This window comes from Pseudonocardia sp. TRM90224 (genome assembly GCF_021245725.1).
GTDB lineage: Bacteria > Actinomycetota > Actinomycetes > Mycobacteriales > Pseudonocardiaceae > Pseudonocardia.
Genome location: NZ_JAJGSX010000054.1, coordinates 17,504 through 42,313 on the forward strand (window position 1 = coordinate 17,504; position 24,810 = coordinate 42,313).

The window sequence follows — 24,810 nt, forward strand, 5'->3', positions numbered from 1 at the left end:
CTACGAGTGCGCCGGCTTGCGACGACGGGCGGTCGCGTATCGGGGGCGGCCGGTGAGGTCGCGGTGCTCCTCGACGTCGGTCAGCACACGTCGGCGGCGCAGCAACGCGGGCACGACCTCGCCCTGCGTGTCGTCGTGCTCGATCCCGAGGTGCCCGCCGTAGCGCAGCAGCGCGGCCGAGGCGGCGATCACCGAGCGGATCACCTCCAGCCCGTCCGGGCCGCCGAACACCGCGCCGGGCGGGTCCCACTCGGTGACCTCGGGCGGCAACGGCGTGTTGTCGGGCACGTAGGGCGGGTTGCAGAGCACGAGGTCGACGTGCGACTCCAGCTCCAGCAGCAGGTCCTTCGCCCGGACGTCCGCCGCGTGCAGGGTGATCGGGGAGCCCCCGCGCGCGACGTGGTCCTCGATGTTGCGCCGGGCCCACGAGAGCGCGCCCGGGTCGATGTCGACGGCGTGCACGACGGCGTCGGGACGTGCGGTCGCGACGGCGAGGGCCAGCGCGCCCGAGCCGGTGCACAAGTCCACCACCAGCGGCGACGCGACACCGTGGAGCGTGCGCAGGCCCCATTCGAGCAGCAGCTCCGTCTCCGGGCGGGGCGTGAAGACCCCCGGCCCTACGGCCACTGCGACCGGCCCGAGCACGGCCGTGCCGAGCAGGTGCTGCAGCGGTTCACGGGCCGCGCGGCGCACGACGTACTGGCGCAGTGCCTCGACGACGGGCGGGTCGACGAGCGGCTGCATCATCAGCCGCCCGCGCTCGACGCCGACGACGTGGGCGGCGAGGATCTCGGCGTCGACCCGCGGTGAGGCCACACCTGCGGCGGCGAGCACACGTTCGGCCTCGGCGATCGCCAGCCGGAGCGGCTGCCGGCTCACGTGGCCTCCTCCTCGCTCAGGCAAGAGTTCAGGAAAGCCACGTTACTGCCCCCGCAGGGCCGGAAAGTGGCTTTCCTGCCCACGCCACGCCGACGGGTGGCTGATCATGCACCGACGGCTTCGGCCCGGTCGGCGGCGGCGAGCGCGCCCAGCACGTCGTCGAGGTCGCCGTCGAGCACGGCAGAGAGGTTGTGCGCCTTGAACCCGACGCGGTGGTCGGAGATGCGGTTCTCCGGGAAGTTGTAGGTGCGGATCCGCTCGGAGCGGTCGACCGTGCGCACCTGCGATCGGCGCTCGGCCGACGCAGCGGCGGCCGCCTCCGCCTCGGCGAGCGCCTGCAGCCGGGAGCGCAGCACCTCCATCGCCCGCGCGCGGTTCTGAAGCTGCGAGCGCTCGTTCTGGCAGCTCACGACGATGCCGGTGGGCAGGTGCGTGATGCGGACGGCCGAGTCGGTGGTGTTGACGCTCTGCCCGCCGTGCCCCGACGACCGGAAGACGTCGACGCGCAGGTCGTTCTCGTCGATCTCGACGTCGGCGTCCTCCCCGGTGTCGGGGTAGACCAGCACGCCGGCCGCCGAGGTGTGGATGCGGCCCTGCGACTCGGTGACGGGCACCCGTTGCACGCGGTGCACCCCGCCCTCGAACTTCAGCGCCGACCAGACGCCTTCGGGGTCGGTGCCGCGCGAGCGCAGGACCATCGTGAGGTCCTTGTAGCCGCCGAGGTCGCTGACGACGGCATCGAGCACCTCGACCTTCCAGCCGCGCCGCTCGGCGTAGCGGGTGTACATCCGCACGAGGTCGCCCGCGAAGAGCGCCGACTCCTCGCCGCCCTCCCCCGACTTGACCTCCATGACGACGTCGTCGCCGTCGTGCGGGTCGCGCGGGCGCATGAGCTCCGCCAGGCGGGTCTCCAGCGCGGGGATGCGGGCGGCGAGCTCGTCGGCCTCCGCGCCGAACGCGGGGTCCTCCGCGGCCAGCTCGCGCGCGGCCGTCTCGTCGTCGCGGGCAGCGGCGAGCTCACGTGCGGCGCCGACGACCTGGCCCAGCTCGGCGTAGCGCCGGCCGAGCTTGCGCGCGTTGGCGGCGTCGGCGTGCACGGACGGGTCGGCGAGCGCACGCTCCAGCTCGGCGTGCTCCATGAGCAGCGCTTCCACGCTCGACGCGGTCATCTCGCCTCCCAACAACGATCTTTGCCGTGAACATGCCGACGGCGCCCACCGTTGCGGTGGGCGCCGTCGATGCAGCTACTTGCCGGGGCGCTTGCCGTAGCGCGCCTCGAAGCGGGCGACTCGACCGCCGGAGTCGAGGATCTTCTGCTTGCCGGTGTAGAAGGGGTGGCAAGCGGAGCAGACCTCAACGGTGATCGCGCCGCTGGTCTTGGTGCTGCGCGTGGTGAACTGGTTGCCGCAGCCGCAGGTGACCTGCGTCTCGACGTACTCGGGGTGAATGCCTGAACGCACGGTGGTTCCTCTCGATGTGGCGCCGGGTCCCCGTCTGACCTGGGGTGAACCGGAGCCGGAGCGTGACGGTCCATTCAACCATCACCGCCCCGCCGGTGTTCCCGGCGGGGCGGCGACGGCCTGGCTATGACGACTTGACTGCGACGACTTGTCGGCGACTCAGTCGTCGTTGCCGGGTGTGCTCTTCGCGACCTGCATCAGGAACTCGATGTTGGTGCGGGTCTTGCGCAGCTGGGTGAGCAGCAGGTCGATGGCCTGCTGGTCGTCGAGCGCGGAGAGCACGCGCCGCAGCTTGACCATGACGGCGTACTCGTCGGCAGACATCAGCAGGTCTTCCTTGCGGGTGCTGGAGTCGCCGACGTCGATCGCCGGGAAGACGCGCTTGTCGGCGATCTTGCGGTCGAGCTTGAGCTCGGCGTTGCCGGTGCCCTTGAACTCCTCGAAGATCACGGTGTCCATGGTGGAACCGGTCTCGACGAGCGCCGTCGCGAAGATCGTCAGCGAGCCGCCGTCCTCGATGTTGCGGGCCGCGCCGAGGAACCGCTTCGGCGGGTAGAGGGCGGTCGAGTCGACACCACCGGAGAGGATCCGGCCCGACGCCGGCGCCGCCAGGTTGTAGGCGCGGCCGAGCCGGGTGATGTTGTCGAGCAGGACGACGACGTCGTGCCCCATCTCGACGAGCCGCTTCGCCCGCTCGATCGACAGCTCGGCCACGGTGATGTGGTCCGACGGCGGCCGGTCGAACGTCGAGGCGATGACCTCGCCCTTCACCGACCGCTGCATGTCGGTGACCTCCTCGGGCCGCTCGTCGACGAGCACGACCATGAGGTGGCATTCCGGGTTGTTCGTGGTGATCGCGTTGGCGATCGCCTGCATGATCATCGTCTTGCCGGCCTTCGGCGGCGAGACGATGAGCGCGCGCTGGCCCTTGCCGACCGGCATGACCAGGTCGATCACGCGGGTGGTGAGCTTCGACGGCTCGGTCTCGAGGCGCAGCCGCTCGTTCGGGTAGAGCGGGGTCAGCTTCGTGAACTCCGGACGGTTGCGCGCGCTGTCGGGGTCCTGCCCGTTGATCGAGTCGACCCTGACCAGCGGGTTGAACTTCTGTCGCGACTGCTCGCCCTCGCGGGGCTCGCGCACCGCGCCGGTGATGGCGTCGCCGCGGCGCAGCCCGTACTTGCGCACGACCGAGAGCGAGACGTAGACGTCGGTGGGGCCGGACAGGTAACCGGTCGTGCGGACGAACGCGTAGTTGTCCAGCACGTCGATGATCCCGGCGACCGGGAGCAGCACGTCGCCGTCGCGAACCTCGGTGTCCACGTTGGACTGACCGCTGCCGCCCTGGCCGCCGCCGGTGCGCTCATTGCGGTCGCGGCCCCTGCGGCGGTCGCGGAAGCGACGTCCGCGCCGGCCGCGACCGTCGCCGTCGTCATCGTCGTCGTCAGGGCGGTTGTCGGGACGTTGGTCGCCCCGGTTGTCGGCCCTGTTGTCGGGGCGGTTGTCGGGGCGGTTGTCTGGGCGGCCCCGGTTGTCGTTCCGGTCGCCCCGGTCGTTCCGGTTGTCGCCCCGGTTGTCACCCCGGCCGCGGTTGTCGGAGCGGTCGTCGCCGCCCCTGTTGTCGGCTGCCCTGTTGTCGGCTGCCCTGTTCTCGGCGGCCCTGTTCTCGGCGGCCCTGTTCTCGGCGGCCCGGTCGCCCCGATTGCGGCGCTCGCTGCGTGACGGGCGGTCGTCGCCGCTCTCCGGCTCCGCGTCGGCCGGCTGGGCGGGTGCCTCGGCCGGCGCAGCGGTCTCGGCTGCGGCGACGCCGTTCTGCTCGCCGCGGTTGACGTTGCGGCGCTGCCGGGAGCGGCGGCTGCCGCCCTCGTTCTCGCTGCTCTCGCCCGTGACGGGCCGCTCGACGACCACGGGGGCCTTCGACTCGGCGGTGTCCGGGCCTGCCGGGGCGGCGGCCGCAATTGCGGCGGCGGCGCTCTCCGTGCTGGGCGCGGAGCCGTTCGTCGGCGCCTTCTCCGCCGGTGCAGCCTTCGCGTCCGGCGTCTTCTCGGCGGGCGCAGCTGTTGCGTCCGGCGCGGTCACTGCGGTGTCAACGGGGGCCGCATCCCTGGCCACCGGCGCTCCCGCGGGGCGGGAGGCAGCGCGGCGGCGCCTGCTCGGCGCCGCGACTACCGGGGCGTCCTCGCTGGTCACGGGCGCGCTCGTGGCGGGTGCGCTGCTCTCCGGCAGGCTCAGCTGCGCGGAGGCGGGGGCCGTCGAAGCCGCCCCGGAGCCGCCGGACTGGCGCTCCTTGATCGCGGCGATCAGGTCGCCCTTGCGCATTCCCGAGATGCCCGAGATGTTCAGCTCCCCGGCCAGCTGGCGGAGCTCCGCCAGCACCATTCCGGTGAGACCACCGCGCTTGCGTGGCGCAGGTGCTGCCTCGGTGCTGACGAGATCGGTCTCGCTCAACGATTGTCCTTCCTGACCAACCGGGCCGTGCCCGGGTCAGCGGATTCACACACATGTCTCCGGCGGTATGCCGGACGACTGTCGGTCAACGGATCGCAGGGATGAGCGGCCGTACCGACTGGCGGATCGGCGATCATTGCGACGGTCGCGGGATGAGGCCGCTCGGTCCGAAACCGGATCTGGAAGATCGGATGTCTACCGTGATCCTGGATGTATCGAGCCCGGCTCGAGTGGCCACGCATAGGACGCGTGGATCGCCGTTGCGACGCCGAGCCTATCCCGTTGCCACTGGTCGCGGCAACAACCCCCTGCCCCGACGCGCCGCTTTCTCCAGGTGCGGCTCAGCCGATCTCGACGGTCGTCCCGCGACGGTCGATCTCCAGCGGTGTCGCGGTGAAGCCGGTGGTGTCGACCTGAGCGGGCAATGCACCGTTCGTCGGCAGCGCGAGCACTGTCGGGCCCGCCCCGGAAATGGCCGCGGCGATGCCCTGCTCACGCAATGCATCAACGAGATCGGCCGATGCCGGATAAGCCGGACGGCGGTACGACTGGTGGATCCGGTCTTCCGTCGCCGGGAGCAGCAGCTCCGGTCGCTCGGTGAAAGCCAGCACCGCGAGCGCGGTGCGGCTGCCGGTGAACGCGGCGTCGACGAGCGGTACCCGCTCGGGCAGAAGACCCCGGGTGGTCGCGGTCAGCGACTCGACCCCTGCGATGAACGCAACAGGACGGATGCCCTGGTGCGCTTCGAGACGTACAGCGTGGAACCGGTCGGATGTATTCCCCGGCGTCTCCCAGGCGACGACGAACCCGCCGAGCAGGCTGGCCGCGGCGTTGTCGGCGTGGCCCTCCATACCGGCCGTGACCTGCAGCAACGTCTCGCGTTCCAGCTCGGGGTCGCGGCCCGCGAGCACGGCGGCCGCCACCGCGCCCGCCACCGCGGCGGCCGCCGAGCTGCCGAGCCCACGCGAATGCGGGATGGCGTTGCGGCACCGCAGCCGGATCCCGGCCGGTGCGTCGCCGACGATGTTCCACGTCGTGCGCATCGCGCGGACGACGAGGTGTGACTCGTCACACGGCACCTGACCGGCGCCTTCACCCTCGACCTCGACGGTCGTGCCCTCGGCGGCGGCGCTGACCTCGATCTCGTCGTAAAGCGAGAGCGCGAGACCGAGCGAGTCGAACCCGGGCCCGAGGTTCGCCGACGACGCCGGCACCCGGACCCTGACCTCACGTGGGCTGCCCATCAGGCGCCGCCCGTCGCTGCAGTTCCCGTCACTGCGGTTCTCGTCACTGCGGTTCTCGTCACTGCAGCTCCAGGGCCCGCGCGACGGCCGCGGGATCGATCGGGACGATCGTCGGGTCGGCCGCGGTGAGCAGCGCGGTGTCGGGGTCCTTCAGCCCGTGGCCCGTGACGGTGCACACGACGAGCGAGCCGGGCGGGAGCGTGCCGTCGCCCGCCGACTGGAGCAGCCCGGCGACGCTCGCCGCCGACGCGGGCTCGACGAACACCGCCTCGCGCGAGGAGAGCAACCGGTATGCCGAGAGGATCTCGTCGTCGGTCACGGCGGCGAACCGACCGCCGGACTCGTCACGGGCGGTGACCGCGGCGGCCCACGACGCCGGCGCGCCGATCCGGATCGCCGTCGCGATCGTCTCGGGGTTGCGCACGGGTGCGCCGTGCACGAGCGGCGCGGCGCCCTCGGCCTGGTAGCCGAACATCCGCGGGGCCTCGGTGATCAGCCCGTCGGCTAGGTAGGACCGGTAGCCGGCCCAGTAGGCGGTGATGTTGCCGGCGTTGCCGACCGGGAGGCAGTGCACGTCGGGCGCCCGGCCCAGCTCGTCGCACACCTCGTACGCCGCGCTCGCCTGCCCCGCGATGCGGGTGGGGTTGACCGAGTTGACGAGTGCGGCGATCGGGTAGTCGGCCGCGGTCTTGCGCGCCAGCTCGAGGCAGTCGTCGAAGTTGCCGTCGATCTGCAGGATCCGCGCGCCGTGCGCGACGGCCTGCGCCAGCTTGCCGAGCGCGATCTTGCCCTGCGGGACGAGAACGGCGCAGGTCAGGCCGGCGCGGGCGGCGTACGCGGCCGCGGAGGCCGACGTGTTGCCGGTGGAGGCGCAGATCACACCCTGCGCGCCCTCGGCGAGGGCGGCGGTGACCGCCATAGTCATGCCGCGGTCCTTGAACGAACCGGTCGGGTTGGCGCCGTCGACCTTGAGGTACACCTCGCAGCCGGTCAGCTCCGAGAGAACCGGCGCCGGCAGCAGCGGGGTACCACCCTCGCCGAGGGTGACGACGTGCCACTCCGGCTGCACCGGCATGCGGCTGCGGTAGGCCTCGATCACACCTGGCCATCTGACGAGCTTGGGGTTCATATCGCCAGCCCCTTCCGGCCCAGGTCCTCGACCCGCAGGACGCTCTCCACGCCCAGCACGACGTCGAGGCTGCTCAGGACGCGAACGGTAGCCGCAAGCGCGGCCTCCGGGGCGGCATGTGTGACCACCACCAAACGCGCGGCCGTGCCGTTCCCGCCGTTCCCGACGCCGGTCTGGCGCACCGCCGCGAGGCTCACACCGTGGCGGGCGAACTCGCCGGCGATCGTGGAGAGCACACCGGCGCGGTCGGTGACGTCGAGGCTCACGTGGTAGCGCGTCGGCACTGTGTCCATCGGCAGCACGGCGAGGCTCGCGTACGCGGAGTCGCGCGGCCCGCGACCACCGACGACGCGGTTGCGGGCGACCGCGACGAGGTCGCCGAGCACCGCGCTGGCCGTCGGCGCACCGCCGGCGCCCTGCCCGTAGAACATGAGCTGGCCGGCGGCCTCCGCCTCGACGAACACCGCGTTGAAGGCGCCGTCGACCGACGCGAGCGGGTGCGCCGCGGGGATCATCGCGGGGTAGACGCGGGCGGAGACCGACTCGGGCAGGTCGCCGCTGGCCGGGACCCGCTCGCAGATGGCCAGCAGCTTGATGACGCAGCCGAGGCCCTTCGCGGCCGAGATGTCGGCGGCCGAGACGTTCCTGATGCCCTCGCAGTGCACGTCGGCGCTGGTCACGCGGGTGTGGAAGGCGAGAGAGGCGAGGATCGCCGCCTTCGAGGCTGCGTCGTAGCCGTCGACGTCGGCGCTCGGGTCGGCCTCGGCGTACCCGAGGCGGGTCGCCTCCTCCAGCGCGTCGGCGTAGCTCGCGCCGGAGGCCTCCATCGCGGAGAGGATGAAGTTGGTGGTGCCGTTGACGATCCCGGCGACGCGCGTGATGCGGTCGCCGGCCAGCGACTCGCGCAGCGGCCGCAGCAGCGGGATCGCACCGGCGACGGACGCCTCGTAGTAGAGGTCGGCGCCCGAGGCGTCGGCCGCCTCCGCGAGCGCGGCGCCGTCCTCGGCGAGCAGCGCCTTGTTCGCCGTCACCACCGACTTGCCGGCCTTCAACGCCTCCAGCAGCAGCGAGCGGGCGGGCTCGATGCCGCCGATCACCTCGACGACGACGTCGACGTCGTCGCGCGTGACCAGGCCTTGCGCGTCGGTCGTCAGCAGATCGCCGAGGTCGGCGTGCTTGTGCGGCCTGCGCACCGCCACCCCGGCCAGCTCGACGGGCGCTCCGGCGCGGGCGGCGAGCTCGCCGGCCTGCTCACGCAGCAGGCGGACGATCTCGGTGCCGACGGTGCCGCAGCCGAGCAGTGCGACGCGGATCGGTTTCACAGCCACCCTTCGATCCTCACTGGTAACGAGACGTCGACTGAACCACTTGAGTGCCGGCTCACCCGGGGACTTCCAGCCGGAAGAGGTCGGCGTCGGTCTCGCGACGCAGCAGCACCCTGGCCGCGCCGTCACGCACAGCGACGACAGCGGGGCGCGGGAGCCGGTTGTAGGAGCTGGCCATCGCGTAGCAGTAGGCGCCCGTCGCGGCGACCGCGAGCAGGTCACCCGGCGCGAGGTCGGCGGGCAGCCAGCAGTCGCGCACGACGATGTCGCCGCTCTCGCAGTGCTTGCCGACGACCCGCGAGAGCACGGCCTCGGGGTTCCCGTCCAGCTCGGAGGAGCGGGAGACCAGCCGGCAGTCGTACACGGCGTCGTAGAGGGCGGTGCGGATGTTGTCGCTCATCCCGCCGTCGACGCTCACGTACCGGCGCTGCGCCGAGCGGCCGAGCGGGACGTCCTTCAGCGTGCCGACCTCGTACAACGTGATCGTGCCCGGCCCGGCGATCGCCCGGCCCGGCTCGACCGCGAGCGCGGGCACGTCGAGGTCCTCGGCGTGGCACTCCTTCTTGACGATCCCGCGCAGCTCCTCGGCGAGCTCGGGGACGTCGATCGGGGTCTCGTCGGCGCGGTAGGCGATGCCGAAGCCGCCACCCAGGTCGAGCGTGGTGACCGCGACCATGGCGTCGGCGCCGTGCTCCTTGTGCAGCTGCGCGAGGAAGCGCACCACGCGGTGCGCCGACACCTCGAAACCCTCCGTGTCGAAGATCTGGCTGCCGATGTGGCTGTGCAGCCCGACCAAAGCGAGCCCGGTGGCCTTCAACACCCTGCGCGCGGCCTCCGCCGCGTCGCTCGCCTCGCCGCCCGCGATGGAGAACCCGAACTTCTGGTCCTCGTGGGCGGTGGCGATGAACTCGTGGGTGTGCGCCTCGACGCCGACCGTCAGCCGGATCATCACCGGCACGACGACACCGCGGTCGCGGGCGATCGCGTCGAGCCGCACGATCTCGTGGAACGAGTCGACGACCACCCGCCCGACCCCGGCCTCGACAGCGGCTTCCAGCTCGGCGACCGACTTGTTGTTGCCGTGCAACGCGATCCGCTCCGCGGGGAAACCGGCGTGCAGCGCGATCGCCAGCTCGCCGCCGCTGCAGACGTCGAGCGAGAGGCCTTCCTCGGCGACCCAGCGGGCGACCTCGGTGCAGAGGAATGCCTTGGCCGCGTAGTGCACGGCATCGGCGCCGAACGCCGCGGCGAACTCCGCCGCTCGGGACCGGAAGTCCGCCTCGTCGATCACGAACAGCGGGGTGCCGTACCGCTCGGCCAGGTCGCGGACGTCGACACCGGCGACTCGCAGCGCGCCGTCGACCCCGCGTGCGGCGTTGCGCGGCCAGACCGCCGGCGCGAGGTGGTCGAGCGACTCCGCGTCGGACGGGCGGGCGCCCGCCGTCTCCGGCGGGGCCTGGATGCCGGCATGCAGCGGCCCGGCCGGGTGCGCCCTCACATCCGCTCCGGAGCGGAGACGCCCAGCAGGCCGAGGCCGTTCGCGAAGACCTGACGTGCGGCGATGCAGAGGTTGATGCGCACGCGGTGCAGCTCGGTCGGCTCCTCGTCGCCCTTCGGCAGCACGCGGCACGCCTCGTAGAACTTGTGGTACGCACCGGCCAGCTGCTCCAGATAGCGCGCCACCCGGTGCGGCTCGCGCAGCTCGGCCGCCGACGCCACAACCGTCGGGAACTCGCCGATCGTGCGGATCAGGTCGCCCTCGCGCGGGTGCTCCAGCAGCCCGAACGCGGTGCTGGGCTCCAGCCCCAGCTCGGCGGCGTTGCGGGCGAGCGACGCCAGCCGGGCGTGCGCGTACCGGACGTAGTGCACCGGGTTGTCGTTGGTGTGCCTGCTGATCAGGTCGAGGTCGATGTCGAGCGTCGAGTCGACCGACGAGCGGATGAGCGTGTAGCGCGCGGCGTCGACGCCGACCGCTTCCACCAGGTCGTCCATGCTGACGGCGGTACCGGCGCGCTTGCTCATCCGCACCGGCTGGCCGTCGCGGAACAGGTTGACCATCTGCCCGATCAGCACCTCGACGACGTCGGGGCTGTCGCCGAACGCGGCCGCGGTGGCGCGCAACCGCGCGATGTAGCCGTGGTGGTCGGCGCCGAGCATGTAGATGAGCAGGTCGAAGCCCCTGGTCCGCTTGTCCAGGAAGTAGGCGAGGTCGCCGGCGATGTACGCGGGCGTGCCGTCGCTCTTGATCACCGGGCGGTCCTTGTCGTCGCCCTCGTCGGTGCTGCGCAGCCACCAGGCGCCGTCGGCGAAGTACAGGTTGCCGGTGTCCTTGAGGCGCTGCACCGCCACCTCCACAGCGCCGGAATCGTGCAACGAGCGCTCGTGGAACCACACGTCGAAGTCGGTGCCGAACGCGTGCAGCGCCCGCTTGATCTCGGTGAACATCAGGTCGACCCCGACCTTGCGGAACACCTCGTCGCGCTCGGCGTCGGGCAGCGCGAGCGCGCCCGGCTCCGCGGCGACGACCTGCGCGGCGATCTCTCCGATGTACGCGCCGCCGTACCCGTTCTCCGGGGTCGGCTCGCCCTTCGCGGCCGCGACGAGCGACTCGACGAACCGGCTGATCTGGCCGCCGGCGTCGTTGAAGTAGTACTCGCGGGTGACCTTCGCGCCACGCGCGGACAGCACGCGGCCCAGCGCGTCGCCGACGGCGGCCCACCGGGTGTGCCCGAGGTGCAGCGGGCCCGTCGGGTTCGCGGAGACGAACTCCAGGTTGACGTTGAGGCCCGAGTACTCGTCGCCGGTGCCGTAGGAACCGGCCGCGGCGAGCGTCTCGGTGAGGATGCCGCCCTGCGCGTCGGCGGCGAGCCGCAGGTTGATGAAACCCGGCCCGGCGACCTCGGCCGACGCGATGCCCTCGCGGGACGCCAGCTCCTCGACCAGCCAGCCGGCCAGGTCGCGCGGGGCGACCCCGGCCTTCTTCGCGGTGCGCATCGCGACGTTCGTCGCGTAATCACCGTGATCGGGGTTGCGCGGCCGCTCCACGCCGACGTCCACCGGCAGCGCAGCCAGGTCGAGCCCGCGTCGGGAGAGCACATCGGACGCAGCGGCACGGACCAGTTCTGCGAGCAGGGCGGGAGTCACCGGCCAAGTCTATGAGGTGCTGCTAACGGGAATCTCAGGCGCCGCTCCTAGACTCGGCAACGGCTCAACGATTCCCCGAGGTCTGGACGCTCATGGTCAGCGGCAAGAACAGCAAGTCCACGCGCAAGGTGAAGCCGACCGTCGTCGTCCGGCGCAAGGCAACACCTTGGGGAATGATCGCGGCGATCACCGCCATCGTCCTGTTCGCGGGGGCCATCGGCACCTACTACGTCGTAGAGATGAATGCCAAGCAGGCCCGCACCGCCGCGTTGGCCGCGTACGTCCCGAGCCCGGAGAACCGCGACCCCTCCACGAAGATCGAGGGCGTCGTCGTCAAGGAGTACAAGGGCGGCCAGCACATCGACCGCACCCAGAAGGTCGCCTACACCAACAGCCCGCCCTACGGCGGCGCCCACGACTTCGCGTGGGCCGCGTGCAGCGGCGTCGTCTACCCCGTCGCCGTGCGCAACGAGAACATGGTGCACTCGCTCGAACACGGCGCCATCTGGATCGCGTACAACCCCGACCAGGTCAGCGGCGCCGCGCTCGACACGCTGCGCGCGAAGGTCGACAGCCAGCCCTACATGCTGATGTCGCCCTACCCCGGCCTGAACCAGCCGATCTCACTGCAGTCGTGGGGTCACCAGCTCAAGCTGAGCGACGCCAACGACCCCAGGATCGACCAGTTCATCTCGTCGCTGCGGCTGAACCAGTACGCGTTCCCCGAGCCCGGCGCGACCTGCAACGAGATGGGCCCCGGCAACTTCCTCGAGTCCGCCCCGCCGCCGTTCGAGCCCGCCCCCGAACCGCTCTCACCCGGCTCGACCCCCGAGGTCACCCCCGACGCCGCCGTCGTCCCCGACGCACCGGTCACCAACGGATGACCATGACGTCCGCGCCCGGGACCGCCGATCTGGACCCCTCCGAACGGTTCCGGCCGTGGCACCGGACCGTCGTCATCATCGCGGTCTCACTCACCCTGGTGCTCGTCGGCGCGATCTTCGGGATGCTCATCAGGCTCCCCGGAACACCCGCCGCGCCACCCGAAACCGGCTCCGTCGACGTCGGGTTCGCCCAGGACATGACCGTCCACCACCAGCAGGCCGTCCAGATGGCCGGCTGGGAGCGCGACCACAGCACCGACCCCGTCGTCATCCAGCTCGCCGCCGACATCGAAGCCACCCAGACCGGCCAGATCGGCCGCATGCAGGGCTGGCTCGAACTCTGGGGCGCCGCCGCACTGCCCGTCGGCGGCCACATGGCCTGGATGGCCGACACCCCCGACGGCCACGGCCACACCCCCGGCGCCCCAACCGCAGGCGTCCCCACCATGCCCGGCATGGCCACCAGCCAAGAACTCCGCGACCTGCGCGCCGCCACCGGCCCCGACCTCGACGTCAAGTTCCTGCAGCTCATGCTGCGCCACCACCAAGGCGGCGCCGCCATGCTCAGCTACGCCGCCGAACGCGCCACCATCCCCCAGGTCCGCAACCTCGCAGCCCAGATGCTGTCCTCGCAGTCGAGCGAAACCGAGTACCTCAGCCAGCTCCTCGCCGAACGCGGGGGTAAACCACTCCCCCTCTGACCGTGCGCTAGTGTTAACTCCGTTGGCCGCCCCCGTAGCTCAGGGGATAGAGCACCGCCCTCCGGAGGCGGGAGCGCAGGTTCGAATCCTGCCGGGGGCACTATCCATCCAACCAGCAAAAACCGGCCCCTCACCTGCTGAAACAGGTAGAGGGGCCGATCTTGTTCTGTCCGGCTGCGGCCGGTCGTGGGTGGCCGTCACCGGCTATCTGTACCCAGGGCGTTCCCAAGTTCGTTCCCAATGCGTACCCAAGTTCTGGCCCTACGTCGGCCGGTGGCCGAGCGCAACGAGCACCTGTCGCCGCGCCAGCGCGTCCTGCCCTTCGAGGGTCTTGGCGTAGACCTTGAGCAACACCTCGACGGAGTGCCCGGCCCACTCGGCCACCTGCGTGGCCGGGACACCGCCGTTGAGCCACGTCGAGACGCACGCGTGCCGCAGGGCATACGGCTTGGCCGCGAGCGGCCCAGCGGCCGCCTCAGGCGTGAACGCGATCCGGCGGGCGGCCCGCCAGGCCCGCATGTAGGTGAGCTTGGGCAGCTCGTCCGCGCGCTCGCCGGGGAACAGCCGGCCGTCGGCGCCGATCCGTCGGTGGGCCAGGTGCTCCTGCAGGTGCGCCGTCAGCTCCGGCGTGCTCGGCACGATGCGCCCCTCCCCCGCCGCCCGGTTCTTCAGCGGCCTCCGGTCGCGCTGGTTGCCGTCGTCGGTCCAGTCCGACCCGGCGTAGGGCGTGGCTTCGTCGAGGTGGATCTCTCCCCAACCTTCGGCCGGCAGCACCAGGTTGTCCTTGCGGATGTTGGCCGCCTCCTCCGGCCGCAGCGCGGCGAAGTACATGAGGGCGAAGAACGCGACCAGCTGCGGACCGGACCGCTTCGTCTCCGCGACCGCCGCGAGCAGGGTGCGCGCCTGCAGCGGGTTGACCACGGTCCGCCGGTCGACGCCCGTCGAGACCTTCGGCGCGGTCCACTTGAAGGTGGGCAGCGGGTTCGCGGTGAGCAGCTCCCGCTCCACGGCGTACTCGACGACGTTGAACAGGACCCGACGCCGCTTGGACACGACACTGCCGGCGGCGGGGGTGCCGTCGGTTCTGCGGGCGATGGTATCGACTCCGCCGACGTCGGATCGGCCTCGATCGCGGCGTTGGCCATCGCAGCGCGCAGCTCGCGGCGCAGCTGCTGCATCGACCGCACCCGCGGGCTCGGATGCGTACGGCGCTGCTTCGGCGGCGCGGCGGGCTCGTCGGGACGATCGAGCGTCCCACCCCACCACCGGTGGTGTCGTGCCCGGCAGGCTTCCCCTCCCCCGGGCGCGAACGCTCGACGTCAGGTGCGGTGGGGTCGGCGGCCAGCCAGGCGCTGATCTGGTCGGCGAGGGTGTCGGCGAGATCGGTGTCCGGGGCCACGGGCAGGCCGGGGACGATCGCGTGGACCAGCCGTGGCCGGCCGAGCAGCCGCCGGCGCAGAACGTAGCGGCCCGGCGCCACGACCAGACGTACAGTGCCGTCGGCGTCGATCTCGGCGACAGCACCGCGGATCGCGGCAAGTCGCGCAGCGGTGATCCTGCGATCCCGGTGCCGTGCCATGCGGGCCGCGGCCCGCTCGGTGCGGGACCGGAATCCGCCAGCGGTGACGAGCTGGTAGGCGACGACACCTGCGATGGAGACGATCCCCATCACGGCAGCCGGTACCGGTCCCTGGTCGAGGCCGTGTCCGACGTTCAACCCGGCGGCGACCGCGGCGAAGGTCCACACCCCCAGCTGCAGCGCCCACACCGGCGCCTGCGGGGTGTGGGCGCGGCAAACCTGGACTGCGAGCGCGAACGCCCACATCCCCAGCTCCGAGAACACCGGCAACACGACACCGGTCACCCCGCCGTAGACACCGACGCCGTAGGTGGCCATCGACGGCACCGCCATCACCGCGGACGCGACCGCCAACGGGTAGATCAACACGCTCACCCGGTGCGCACTCACCCACCCGACCAGCTGCGCCCACACCCGAGCCCGCCGGGCGCGACGCGCGTCCCGCGCCTGTGCCCGCCGGGCATCGCGCTCGGCGTCAGCAACGCTCTTCAGCTGCGCCGCCGCCGCAAGGTCTCGACGTTCCCGCTCGGCTGCCGCGTCCGCGTCCAACCGAGCCTGGCCAGCAGCCGCGACGGCATCGCGGCGCACCTGCTCCGCGCGTGCCGCACGATCCAGGCGCCGCTCCTCAGCCCACCCCATCGGGCACCCCCGATCTCGTGACCGGAGTCAGGGCGGCCGCAGCGGACGCCGCAAGTGCGGCGGTTGCGGCGACGCGGTAGCGAGCTGCGTGTGCGAGGACCTGGTCGGCGTACGCGCCGCTGCGGTTGTAGCCCCACAGCGATGCCCGGACGCCGCGACCCTGGCCGCGGTCGCACCAGGTAGTGCGCCGCGGCCGGGATCGCAGCTGTCGGGTCGTACACGTTCGGCCCGATCTCCGGGTGGTGGGTGCGGACCTCGCGCCAGGTCCCGGCCAGGAACTGCATCGGGCCGCCGGCTATCTAGAGGTAGACGCAAGAGAAGCTGGTCAAGGGCGCGGGACTGGCTGAGGAACGTTAGGCATGCGGTATCCAGACCAGGCTGAGCAGGTATCGGTCGCTGTGCGGCGCGTCGTGGAACGTCCGCTTCTGCCGACGAGACCGCTCACGATCGCGTTCGGGATGATGACTCGGTGAACGCGACGACCCGAAGCCTGCGGTTGATCGGATTCTGGCTCGGTCCTGAGGCGCCTGGGTGGCCTGACGTGCAGTCGTTCGTCGATCAATCACTCGATGCCGTGCTGCGCGATCGAGTGGTGAAGTACCTTCGCGGCGGGACCGTGTTCGTCGCTACCGCCGGCTCGTCACGTTGTCGCATGTGTGGGCAGGCGAACGGTAGTACGGAGCTGACCGACGGCGTTCGCTTCATCTGGCCGGAAGGGCTCGCGCACTACGTCGAAACCCACCACGTCAGACTGCCAGCTGAAGTCACCGCAGCGATGGACCTCGACCCGCCGCAGGTGGACGTCGTCGAGTTCGAGCGCCGCCTGTTCGACACAAACGAGTTGATCGTCGACGAACACTGGTGGCGTAGCCTCGGGGGGCACTGAAGTCCTGGCGCACCGGCGCCTAACGGCTCAACTGCGTCGCAACCGAGTGGTGAGCCTGCTCGGTCAACTCAGCAGACCGACGTTCGCTCATGCCGCTGATCGCGCGTTGCTCAAGTGCACGGAGGGCCGGTTTGACTGGCTCAGCTGCAGAGTTCGATGCTTTTTTGGCGGTAGAAGATGACGGGGTCGGTGGCTTGACCGCGGATCTCGACTTGGAAGTGCAGGTGCGGTCCAGCGCCTGCGATGCGAGAGTGCAGGCCCTCACGGCACGCTTGACCTCACCGGTGTCCGCGGGGCGGACGGTGCGTACCCATTCCTTGGCGGCCTCCCGCAACCACCGCGCGCCACCCGGCCCGCGTAGGCCGCCCATGTGTTGCCTGTCTCCTTCGATGCCGGTCGCCACGTGGACATCGACCCATGATGCGTTCCCAGGTCGGCGCTACTGGCGCTCCTCGATGGAGACGCCGTACGCCGCCTTGATGTCGGCAACCAGTTCGGCGCCGGCGTAGGCCGGTAGGTGGGCCTCCCACCACGGCGAGTTGCCGCGCACCGGCTCCGGCCGCAACAGGGACCTGAACCGCGCGTCGATCTCGCCGACCTGCGTCCGGACCCGCTCCATCTGCTCCACACCGCTCAGGCTCTCGTCCTGGAGCAGGACCTCGATGCGCTCCCGGACGCTCAGATCGTTGCGGTACTCGTAGATGTTGTCGTCATAACCCTCCGCAACCACGTCTACCAGCTGCTCCCACCCGCCGATCAGGTCGAACGGTGTGGAGACCCCACGCCAACCACGGGCTGCGACGACAGCCCGGAAGCGCTCCACGAACTCCTTCGGCGTCGTCAGCATCCCCCATGGGTGTCGGATCCAAGACGCTGGTCTTCGCTGTTCCTGGGCATCACGTTGTGCGTCAGCGCGGCACCCATGATCGCCAAGTCATGGATCGACATGAAGCTGGGGCACCGCGGCATCGGCCGGCACATCCCGTTGGCGAGCACGTTGGACGACGCGGTCGGTCGAGTCGTGCTCTCCGTCCTCGTGGAATGGCGACCGCCGGGCGGCGCGATCGACCTGCCAGTCCTCGGCCTTCGGGTCGACGCTGACCCGGATCGCCTCGTCGCCGGCGCCGCGGACCGTGTAGGCGAGCACACCGTCGCGCACCTGGATGTCGGTGAGCGCGGCGGTGCGCAGCCAGGGGTTGCTCCGGCGGAACCGGGTGAGCTGCCGCACGGATTCGAGCAGGTGCCCGGATCCTTCGAGATCACCCAGTTCAAAATCGCGCAGCGCGAGGGGCGGGCGCAGCAGCGCATCGTCCTTCCCCTCAGCCCAGGCCGAGGTGAGCCCTACCTCGTCGCCGTAGTAGATGCCGGGGATCCCCGGCAGCGTCATGAGGATCGCGAACGCGAGGGGCAACGCCGCTGCCGGGACGGCGTCGGCGAGCCGGGCGAAGTCGTGGTTGCCGAGGAACGTATGAGGTGCGGCCCCGCCGGCGGTGTTGTGCTGGTGGGTGCGCAATGTCGCCCCCATTGCGTCGACCGGGCCACCGGACAGCCACGCGCGGGTGCCGTGCATGAGGGCGTACTCCGTCGCGCTGGACACCGTCGTGGCGGCGACCACCGGGGGCAGGTCGTCGTCGAAGACCTGGCCGAGGAACCACGCGCTCGGGTGGGACTCGCGGACGTGGCCGAGAACCTGCCGCCAAAAGTCGTCGGGGACCGACCACGCAGAGTCCAGCCGGAACCCGGCGATCCCCCGGTCCAGCCAGTAAGAAAGCGTCTCAGCGACGTAGGCGCGGTAGCCGTCGGACGCGTAGTCCGGCGTCACGAGCGAGTCGACCCGCCACGGGACGTGCTCGCCGGCGTCGTCGCGCAGGAACCAGGGGGCACGCGGCTCGCCGGGGTCGGTGAGCCGGTGGAAACCTCGACCCGCATAGGCGAAGGCGCCGTCCAGGACGACGCCGACCCCTCGTGCCGAGGCGGCCGCGACCAGCGCGTCGAGATCGCTCAGGTCCCCCAGGCGGCTGTCGATCTCCCGGTGGGTGACCGTGTCGTAGCCGTGCGAAAGCGACGCGAACACGGGACCGAGGAGCAGCCCGTCAGCGCCGAGCGATTCGACATGCGGTAGCCACTCGACGAGTTCGCGCAGCGTTCGCCGGCAACTCCGCCTGGATCCGCCCTGGTCGGCGTCGAGGAAGCCCAGCGGATAGAGGTGATAGAGAGCGGTCGGCGCATGCGGGGTCGGCATCCGGCATACCCTTCGCAGAAAGTCACGCAAGATCTCGGGCAGATCTCGCCACTGCAACACAACGCACGATCCGGCCCAGCTGGGCTCCACGTGAATTGGTTAATGGTCGACGGCGACGAATACGGCAGGATCACCGTACCGCCGTTCTCGCGACCCAGCCACCCGAAGCGTCGCCGGCCGGGCTACCCGACAGGAACAGCGATGCGCAGCCGGAGACCCGACCCCGAGTCACCGTTCAGCGGCGCACCTGGTAGCGCAGGTGCAGCACCCGGTCGCCCTGGATCACGTCGGGATCCTCCAAGAGATGCTGCGCGTCGACCGATCCGAAGTAGCGTTTTCCTGACCCGAACACGACGGGCACGACGTCCATGCGCACCTCGTCGACCAGGCCTGCGGCCAGCGCCTGGCCACCGACGTCGCCGGCGGCGATCTCGACGATGCGGTCACCCGCGAGCTCCTGCGCCTTGGCCACGGCTGCCTCGACGCCGTCGACGAAGTGGAACGGTGGCTCGGGGTTCCAGCCTTCGGGCGCCGGCCGGTGCGTCACGACGACCACGTGGTCGATCCCGGCCGGAGGCTTCCCGTCCCAGCCGTCCGTCAGGTCGAAGACGTGGCGGCCGGCGACCGTCACCCCGATCTGGTCCCAGTACGACCGCGTGTAGTGGTAGGACATCTGCGACACCTTGAGCGCGCCGCTCTCGTCCAACAGGACGTCACCACTGGTCAACCAGTCGAACAGTGGTCCGGGCTGATCCTTCTCGTCCGCGACGAAGCCGTCCACCGACACCGAGCTGTACATGACCACCTTGCCCACAGGGCTCTCCTCTACTTTTGGGTGCCCCAAATTAACGTGTCGTGGGTCGTCACTCTTGTAAGAAATCAATCGGACGGCAGCGGCCAGCCGTCCAGCACGTGGCCGGGATTCTCGCGGAGGAACCGCCGCCGGACTTCGATGTAACGGGTCGGTGTGAGCCCCGTGAACTCCCGGAACTCGTGGCCGAAGTGGGCCTGGTCGAAATAGCCTGCGCCACCGGCGAGGTCGCCCCAGTCGATCGGTCCGGCGGGGTTGATCGCGAACACGGTGGCGGCGAAGCGGTAGGTGCGGGCCAGCCGCTTCGGTGTGATGCCGACGAGCTCCTTGAACCGCTGTGCCAAATGGGTGCTGCTGACACCGGCCGCCACGCTCAGGTCGCCGATCGTCACCGCCCCGCTGGCCGCCGCGATGACGCTGCTCGTATGGCGGACCAGCCCCAGACCGGCGGTCTCGCGCAGCCGTCGCCTCAGCTCCTCCTCGAGCAGCGTCAGCATCTCGTGCGGTCCGGCCGCCGTGGCCAGCCGGTCTTGCAGCTCGGCAACGGCGGCCCGGCCCCAAACCTGCTCCACCGTGACCGGCCGGTCCCGCAGCTCGGCCGCGGGCATCGGCATGAACGGCGCCAGCCCCCACGGTTTGAGGTGCACGCCGACGGACCTGGTCCGGAGGGGGTAGCTGAAGTCCATCGCGCGGGTGGGCATGGTGACCACGCAGCCGTCGGCGTACTCGGCTGTCTCGACGTCGGCGCCGGCGCGGATGCGGAACGGCGCCCCGAGGTTGACGATGAGCAGCGCCGACGGTGCCGGCGGCAGCGTCAGCCAGGCGTACGGCGACGCACCCTCCAAGTAGTAGAGGTCGTCGATCAGCCCGTCCAGCGGCGGCCGCGGCACTCTGGACACGTACTCCACGCGCCTAGCATCGCCGACGGGCCCGACTACTGTCGCGCTGATGACATCCGGCGCGCAGGATCAGGGGCAACGCCAAGTTTCCCGGGTCCTCGTCTACGGCGTCACCGGCTCCGGGAAGACCACGTTGGCCCGACGGATGGGCGAGTTGACCGGGCTGCCCTGGCATTCGGTGGACGATTTGACCTGGGAATCGAACTGGGTCGTCGTGCCGGTCGACGAGCAGCGGCGACGCATCGAAGAGATCTGCGCCGGCGAGAAATGGATTCTCGACACTGCTTACGGCAAGTGGCGGGAGATCCCGCTGGCCAGGGCCGAGCTGATCGTCGCCCTCGACTATCCACGGTGGTTGTCGCTGTCCCGGCTGATCCGCCGCACCCTGGCGCGGCTGGTGAGCCGGCGCACGGTCTGCAACGGCAACCGGGAGACAGTCCGAACGCTGTTCGCCCGGGATTCGATCGTGCTGTGGCATTTCCGGTCCTTCCAGCGCAAACGAGCTCGCATGCGGGCCTGGAGCAGCAACCCGGCCGGCCCGGAGGTGCGCCGGTTCACGTCGCCCCGACAGCTGGACGACTGGCTTCGCCGCACCGGCCTGCTCCCCGGTCCGAGGTGACGGCCGCGGAGGCAGATCGCACACAGATCAGTTTTCCGCGCTGCGCCCGTCTGTATGTGTGAGATCGACTCACAGGAGGCAGGCAAGATGCGGAAACTGATCTTCGGCATGAACGTGACCTTGGACGGCTACATCGCCGCGACCGGCGACGACATCGGCTGGGGCGGCGGGGACTCCGGCGCGCACGGTGGGCCGAGCGACGAGCTGTTCGAGTGGTGGCTCGGCTACGAGCAGGCGAACGAGCTGACGCTGTACGGACGCAAGCTGTGGAAGACGATGAGCTCCTACTGGCCGACCGGCGACCAGCAGCCCGGCGTCACCCCGGCGGAGATCGAGTTCGCGCGGAACTGGCGGGACACGCCGAAGGTCGTGTTCTCCTCGACGATCGACGAGGTCGACTGGAACACCCGCGTGGTCACCGGCGATGCGGTCGCCGAGATCACCCGGCTCAAGGCCGAAGACGGCGGCCCGATGAGCATCGGTGGGGCAACGCTCGCCGGGGCCGCCATGCGGGCCGGGCTGATCGACGAGTACGTGCTGGTCACCGCGCCGGTCCTGGTGGGTGGCGGCACACCGTTCTTCACGGCAATGGACAACTGGGTGAACCTGCGCCTGGTGGAGACGCAGACGTTCCCCGGCGGCGAGCTGCTGACCCGGTACGAGACGAGGCGATGAGGACGACGGCGGGTGATCACAGCGTCGGGGGCAGACCCAGCCATGGCTTGTCTCTGGCGTCGAACCCGGTGAGCTCGGCGATCCTTCCGTCGACGATGTGCAGGACCGCGATGGTGAACAACCGGTACTCCGGGGCATCGGGGGTGCGGCGGTACAGCGCGGCGGCCGGCATGCGGTTGAGCGTGGTGGTGATGCAGCGCCAGTCGTCGTAGCCGCGCTGGAAGAGCCCACCCGCGACCCACCCGTCCACCGCGTCCTCGGCCGTGATGCTCGAGGTGCCCGACTCGGGCAGCATCACGAAGCGCAGATCGTCGCGCAGGAGGGACACCAGCCCGTCGAGGTCGTTGCGCTCATGGGCGTCGATGTACGACCTCACCACGCCGCGCTCGTCGTCCGACAGCTCGTGGGTGGCGGGGCTTCGCCAGTCGAGGCGGCGATCGGGCAGCTGCTCGCGCATCGTCGCCCGAGCCCGCTGCAGCGCGCTGGTCACCGATGCGACGGTCAGCTCGAGGGCGTCGGCGGCCTTCGACGCGGGCCAACCGAGGACGTCGCGCAGGACGAGCACCGCCCGCTGCCGCGGCGGCAGGTGCTGGACGGCGACGATGAACGCCAGCTCGATCGTCTCCCGCGCCACCACCGATTCCTGAGGATCCTCGGGGAGCATCCGGTCGGGATACGGCTGCAGGTACAGCACCTCGGAGCCGGGGCCCGGCAGCTCGGACTGCGCGGGTGTGCGGTCGTTGCGCTTCTCCAGGAAGTCGAGGCAGGCGTTCGTGGCGATCCGGTACAGCCAGGTCCGCAGAGCGGCGTGGCCCTTGAACGACTCCCGCTTGTTCCACGCTCGCAGGAACGTCTCCTGCGTCATGTCCTGGGCGTCCTCGTAGTTCGCGAGCATCCGGTAGCAGTGCACCTGCAGCTCACGTCGGTGGCGCTCCGTCATGAGGGCGAAACGCGCCGTATCGCCTGAGCGGACCGCCGCGATGAACGTGGCCTCGTCGAATCCGAGCGGCCTGGCGTCGGTCATGGTCGTCGATCCTTCCACCGGGGCGAGGGCTACCCGAACTGACGACGTGGCAGAGAGTTTCTGATCGGTGCGGCCGCCGACGCCGTCCGGGACCGGCGGAATCAGCCGACCGAGCTTCTCAGCTGCACCGGATTGGTCATCGCCGCCATCACGCCGCCGCCGTCCCGGATTTCAACTCGGACGAACCCTGCGTCGGACGCCCGGACGTGCCAGATCACCTCGGCGGCGCCGTCGGGCGGAAGCGTCGCCGAGTGGATTCGCCCCTGTTCGGTGTGGAAGCTGACGCATCCCGATCCCACGCCGCGCACCGACGCCGCTACCACGGCTTCTTCGGCGTTCAGCACCTCACCGATGCCCGCCACCCGTGCTCCGGCGGAGGCGGTGAGGGTCAACTCGACGTCCCGGGACGCGGCGATCCAACTCCTGCCCGCGCGCAGTCCGGCGAGCACCGCGGCCGTAGTGAGCTCGTCAGCCAGCACCACCGTCTGCGGGCTGCCGAGCTGGCCCCGCAGGTGGGCGTCGCTGTTGCCCACCGCGGGCAGCCACCGCCCGGCCGCGACGCCCGCGGCCAGCCCGCGCCCCCACTCGGCCAAAGCTGCCTCGTTGTCGGCCTGCCACGCCACGCTCGAGGTCCACCTGCCGTTCCATACCTCGACCGCGTCGAACAGCTCGAACGGATATCCGAGCTGGCCGCGGAGGTAGGGGGCGTGTGGGTGCGCCGCAACGCACAACCCGCCAGCAGCGCGAACTCGATCGAGCCGACCTCGAGCCGGGCGTCGCGTACGCCGTACTTCCAGTCGATCAGTTGTCCCGGTTCGAGACCCAGTGCCAGCCAGTGCCCGGTTCGGGTGGTGACCTCCTGGCCGAGGATCACCATCAGCTCGTCGGCGTGGCCGGTCCAATCGGGTGTGCCCATCGACGGTGTTGTGCTCCGTGGTCGCGATGAAGTGCAGACCTGATCGCCGTGCGGCGTCCACGGCCTCCTCGACCGTGAGTTCAGCACCCTCGGACCGTCCGGTGTGCACGTGGCTGTCACCGCGGAACCAACCGGGCACAGAACTCAGCTCCCCAACGGTCGACCGATCGGCGAGCGCCGAGATGAACCGCAGCCTTGCACAGGGCTGGCCGTGTGCGTTGCCACGACCGACGTAGCGTGGTCGCCGTGCCGACGGACATCGCCTTCCACATGATCGACGTGTTCGCTGCGGAACCGCTGACCGGCAACCCGCTCCCCGTCGTCCCGGACGCGGACGCGCTCGGCGACGACCGCATGCGAGCCATCGCGAGCGAGTTCAACCAGGCCGAGACCACGTTCCTCGTCGCGCCGACGCTCCCGGGTGCCGACCGGCGGCTGCGCTCGTTCACCCCGGCCGGGCACGAAGTGGGCGGGGCCGGGCACAACGCGATGGGCGCCTGGCTGTGGCTGGCCCTCGCCGGCCGGCTCGACCTGCATGGACCGTCGACGTCGTTCGTCCAGGAGATCGCCGGTCGAGCGCTGCCGCTCACCGTGCTGAACGAGCCGGGCGAGCCGATCACCGTCGTGATGGAGCAGGAGCCGCCCCGCTTCCTGGGCGTCCCGCACGACCGGGACGAACTCGCGGCCAGCCTCGGCCTCGCAGCCGACGACGTACGCGGCGACCTGCCCGCCCAGGTCGTCGACACCGGCGCCGGACACCTCATGGTGCCTCTGCTCGACCGCGCCGCCGTCGACCGCGCCCGCCCCGACACCGCACGGCTCGCAACCGCACTACGAGCCGTCGGCGGCGAAGGCGCCTACGTCTACAGCCTCGACGCCCCCGGCGGGGCCGTCGCCTACACGCGCTTCTTCAACCCGACGATGGGCATCGTCGAAGATCCCGCGACGGGCACGGCGGCAGGACCGCTCGTCGCGCTGCTGGTGCGCGCCGGACTTGCGCCGAGCGGTACGTCGATCATCGAGCAGGGGCACCACATGGGGCGGCCCAGCCGGCTCAGCGTCACGATCGAGGGCGAGCACGTCCGACTCGCCGGATCCGGCGTGGTGTCGATGTCCGGCACCTTGCACCTGTAGCGGTCCGCCAGATCGCTTGGGCCGGCAGCACGATCCGGCTTCGCCTGAGGACTGCGATCATCCGGATACCCCGATGCTCGCTGTGGTCAGCGTCACATCGCGCGGTCGGCAAGTTCCCCGGCGGGTCTCCGACCGGATGGCGAAGGGACGTTTCGCCACGGAGAGGAAGAAGAGG

Annotated in this window: 23 protein-coding genes and 1 tRNA gene; 8 read left to right on the forward strand and 16 right to left on the reverse strand. The window is 70.8% G+C overall.

Annotation, left to right across the window (positions count from 1 at the left end; genetic code table 11):
* The 9 genes from prmC to argS all read right to left on the reverse strand — a co-directional run bounded on the left by prmC (position 1) and on the right by argS (position 11,626).
* A complete protein-coding gene (gene prmC, locus LL648_RS39010; RefSeq protein WP_232667995.1) occupies positions 1–879 on the reverse strand; it encodes a peptide chain release factor N(5)-glutamine methyltransferase in 879 nt (292 codons plus the stop codon).
* A 104-nt stretch (positions 880–983) separates the two neighbouring features.
* Positions 984–2,048, reverse strand: coding sequence for a peptide chain release factor 1 (gene prfA, locus LL648_RS39015; protein ID WP_232667996.1), 1,065 nt, complete (start codon positions 2,046–2,048; stop codon positions 984–986).
* Positions 2,049–2,123: 75 nt separating this feature from the next.
* Positions 2,124–2,339, reverse strand: a complete 216-nt coding sequence (gene rpmE / locus LL648_RS39020; protein WP_232667997.1) for a 50S ribosomal protein L31 — start codon at positions 2,337–2,339, stop codon at positions 2,124–2,126.
* Between the two features lie 159 nt (positions 2,340–2,498).
* Positions 2,499–4,784, reverse strand: a complete 2,286-nt coding sequence (rho, locus tag LL648_RS39025; RefSeq protein WP_232667998.1) for a transcription termination factor Rho — start codon at positions 4,782–4,784, stop codon at positions 2,499–2,501.
* 341 nt (positions 4,785–5,125) lie between these two features.
* The gene (thrB, locus tag LL648_RS39030) at positions 5,126–6,028 is read right to left on the reverse strand and encodes a homoserine kinase (RefSeq protein WP_232667999.1); all 903 of its coding nucleotides are present in this window, start codon (positions 6,026–6,028) and stop codon (positions 5,126–5,128) included.
* Between the two features lie 58 nt (positions 6,029–6,086).
* The gene (gene thrC / locus LL648_RS39035; RefSeq protein WP_232668000.1) at positions 6,087–7,157 is read right to left on the reverse strand and encodes a threonine synthase; all 1,071 of its coding nucleotides are present in this window, start codon (positions 7,155–7,157) and stop codon (positions 6,087–6,089) included.
* Positions 7,154–8,485 carry a homoserine dehydrogenase gene (locus tag LL648_RS39040; protein ID WP_232668001.1) on the reverse strand — a complete coding sequence of 444 codons (1,332 nt, stop codon included), beginning with the start codon at positions 8,483–8,485 and terminating at the stop codon, positions 7,154–7,156. The genes thrC and LL648_RS39040 overlap by 4 nt, the downstream gene beginning before the upstream one ends.
* Before the next feature lie 52 nt (positions 8,486–8,537).
* Complete coding sequence (gene lysA / locus LL648_RS39045) at positions 8,538–9,980, reverse strand: diaminopimelate decarboxylase (protein WP_232668002.1); 1,443 nt, start codon at positions 9,978–9,980, stop codon at positions 8,538–8,540.
* Positions 9,977–11,626 carry an arginine--tRNA ligase gene (gene argS / locus LL648_RS39050; protein ID WP_232668003.1) on the reverse strand — a complete coding sequence of 550 codons (1,650 nt, stop codon included), beginning with the start codon at positions 11,624–11,626 and terminating at the stop codon, positions 9,977–9,979. Before argS ends, lysA begins: the two co-directional genes overlap by 4 nt.
* 92 nt (positions 11,627–11,718) lie before the next feature.
* Between argS and LL648_RS39055 the strand changes: the two genes are divergently transcribed.
* From LL648_RS39055 to LL648_RS39065, 3 genes are all read left to right on the forward strand, one after another.
* On the forward strand, positions 11,719–12,510 hold the full coding sequence (locus LL648_RS39055) for a DUF3105 domain-containing protein (protein WP_232668004.1): 792 nt from the start codon (positions 11,719–11,721) through the stop codon (positions 12,508–12,510).
* A gap of 2 nt (positions 12,511–12,512) precedes the next feature.
* Positions 12,513–13,211 carry a DUF305 domain-containing protein gene (locus LL648_RS39060; RefSeq protein WP_232668005.1) on the forward strand — a complete coding sequence of 233 codons (699 nt, stop codon included), beginning with the start codon at positions 12,513–12,515 and terminating at the stop codon, positions 13,209–13,211.
* A 28-nt stretch (positions 13,212–13,239) separates the two neighbouring features.
* A tRNA-Arg gene (locus LL648_RS39065) sits at positions 13,240–13,311 on the forward strand.
* A 161-nt stretch (positions 13,312–13,472) separates the two neighbouring features.
* On the opposite strand, the gene LL648_RS45585 is transcribed toward LL648_RS39065, so the two are convergent.
* Entirely contained in the window at positions 13,473–14,264 is a 792-nt protein-coding gene (locus LL648_RS45585; RefSeq protein ID WP_232668006.1) for a tyrosine-type recombinase/integrase, read from the reverse strand.
* A gap of 904 nt (positions 14,265–15,168) precedes the next feature.
* On the opposite strand from LL648_RS45585, the gene LL648_RS39075 reads away from it, so the two are divergent.
* Both LL648_RS39075 and LL648_RS39080 read left to right on the forward strand, forming a co-directional pair.
* On the forward strand, positions 15,169–15,450 hold the full coding sequence (locus LL648_RS39075; protein WP_232668007.1) for a hypothetical protein: 282 nt from the start codon (positions 15,169–15,171) through the stop codon (positions 15,448–15,450).
* 448 nt (positions 15,451–15,898) lie between these two features.
* Positions 15,899–16,315 carry a hypothetical protein gene (locus LL648_RS39080; RefSeq protein WP_232668008.1) on the forward strand — a complete coding sequence of 139 codons (417 nt, stop codon included), beginning with the start codon at positions 15,899–15,901 and terminating at the stop codon, positions 16,313–16,315.
* A gap of 439 nt (positions 16,316–16,754) precedes the next feature.
* Here the strand turns inward: LL648_RS39080 and LL648_RS39085 are convergent, their stop codons facing one another.
* The 4 genes from LL648_RS39085 to LL648_RS39100 all read right to left on the reverse strand — a co-directional run bounded on the left by LL648_RS39085 (position 16,755) and on the right by LL648_RS39100 (position 20,258).
* Entirely contained in the window at positions 16,755–17,162 is a 408-nt protein-coding gene (locus LL648_RS39085) for a hypothetical protein (RefSeq protein ID WP_232668009.1), read from the reverse strand.
* Between the two features lie 87 nt (positions 17,163–17,249).
* Complete coding sequence (locus tag LL648_RS39090) at positions 17,250–18,557, reverse strand: alpha-amylase family glycosyl hydrolase (RefSeq protein WP_232668010.1); 1,308 nt, start codon at positions 18,555–18,557, stop codon at positions 17,250–17,252.
* Between the two features lie 235 nt (positions 18,558–18,792).
* Positions 18,793–19,371 carry a dihydrofolate reductase family protein gene (locus LL648_RS39095; RefSeq protein WP_232668011.1) on the reverse strand — a complete coding sequence of 193 codons (579 nt, stop codon included), beginning with the start codon at positions 19,369–19,371 and terminating at the stop codon, positions 18,793–18,795.
* A 65-nt stretch (positions 19,372–19,436) separates the two neighbouring features.
* Positions 19,437–20,258 (reverse strand): helix-turn-helix domain-containing protein, encoded by an 822-nt coding sequence (locus tag LL648_RS39100; protein WP_232668027.1) that lies wholly within the window; start codon positions 20,256–20,258, stop codon positions 19,437–19,439.
* 58 nt (positions 20,259–20,316) lie between these two features.
* Here LL648_RS39100 and LL648_RS39105 point away from each other — a divergent pair, with 58 nt between their 5' ends.
* Together LL648_RS39105 and LL648_RS39110 are read left to right on the forward strand one after the other, a co-directional pair.
* Positions 20,317–20,886 (forward strand): adenylate kinase, encoded by a 570-nt coding sequence (locus tag LL648_RS39105; protein ID WP_232668012.1) that lies wholly within the window; start codon positions 20,317–20,319, stop codon positions 20,884–20,886.
* An 87-nt stretch (positions 20,887–20,973) separates the two neighbouring features.
* Positions 20,974–21,561, forward strand: coding sequence for a dihydrofolate reductase family protein (locus LL648_RS39110; protein ID WP_232668013.1), 588 nt, complete (start codon positions 20,974–20,976; stop codon positions 21,559–21,561).
* Between the two features lie 16 nt (positions 21,562–21,577).
* Here the strand turns inward: LL648_RS39110 and LL648_RS39115 are convergent, their stop codons facing one another.
* Positions 21,578–22,585, reverse strand: a complete 1,008-nt coding sequence (locus LL648_RS39115) for an RNA polymerase subunit sigma-70 (RefSeq protein ID WP_232668014.1) — start codon at positions 22,583–22,585, stop codon at positions 21,578–21,580.
* Between the two features lie 101 nt (positions 22,586–22,686).
* Positions 22,687–23,640: a CehA/McbA family metallohydrolase gene (locus LL648_RS39120; protein WP_308190450.1), complete on the reverse strand. Its 954-nt coding sequence runs from the start codon at positions 23,638–23,640 to the stop codon at positions 22,687–22,689.
* Between the two features lie 107 nt (positions 23,641–23,747).
* On the opposite strand from LL648_RS39120, the gene LL648_RS39125 reads away from it, so the two are divergent.
* Complete coding sequence (locus LL648_RS39125; protein ID WP_232668015.1) at positions 23,748–24,635, forward strand: PhzF family phenazine biosynthesis protein; 888 nt, start codon at positions 23,748–23,750, stop codon at positions 24,633–24,635.
* Positions 24,636–24,810: the final 175 nt, after the last annotated feature.

What these genes read in the sequence shown, in the direction of transcription:
- thrC (WP_232668000.1), bottom strand. Translation starts at nt 7,157, where the DNA reads ATGAACCCCAAGCTCGTCAGATGGCCAGGTGTGATCGAGGCCTACCGC.
- LL648_RS39085 (WP_232668009.1), bottom strand. Translation starts at nt 17,162, where the DNA reads ATGCTGACGACGCCGAAGGAGTTCGTGGAGCGCTTCCGGGCTGTCGTC.
- LL648_RS39055 (WP_232668004.1), top strand. Translation starts at nt 11,719, where the DNA reads ATGGTCAGCGGCAAGAACAGCAAGTCCACGCGCAAGGTGAAGCCGACC.
- thrB (WP_232667999.1), bottom strand. Translation starts at nt 6,028, where the DNA reads ATGGGCAGCCCACGTGAGGTCAGGGTCCGGGTGCCGGCGTCGTCGGCG.
- LL648_RS39090 (WP_232668010.1), bottom strand. Translation starts at nt 18,557, where the DNA reads ATGCCGACCCCGCATGCGCCGACCGCTCTCTATCACCTCTATCCGCTG.
- LL648_RS39115 (WP_232668014.1), bottom strand. Translation starts at nt 22,585, where the DNA reads ATGACCGACGCCAGGCCGCTCGGATTCGACGAGGCCACGTTCATCGCG.
- prfA (WP_232667996.1), bottom strand. Translation starts at nt 2,048, where the DNA reads ATGACCGCGTCGAGCGTGGAAGCGCTGCTCATGGAGCACGCCGAGCTG.
- LL648_RS39110 (WP_232668013.1), top strand. Translation starts at nt 20,974, where the DNA reads ATGCGGAAACTGATCTTCGGCATGAACGTGACCTTGGACGGCTACATC.
- LL648_RS39060 (WP_232668005.1), top strand. Translation starts at nt 12,513, where the DNA reads ATGACGTCCGCGCCCGGGACCGCCGATCTGGACCCCTCCGAACGGTTC.
- LL648_RS39105 (WP_232668012.1), top strand. Translation starts at nt 20,317, where the DNA reads ATGACATCCGGCGCGCAGGATCAGGGGCAACGCCAAGTTTCCCGGGTC.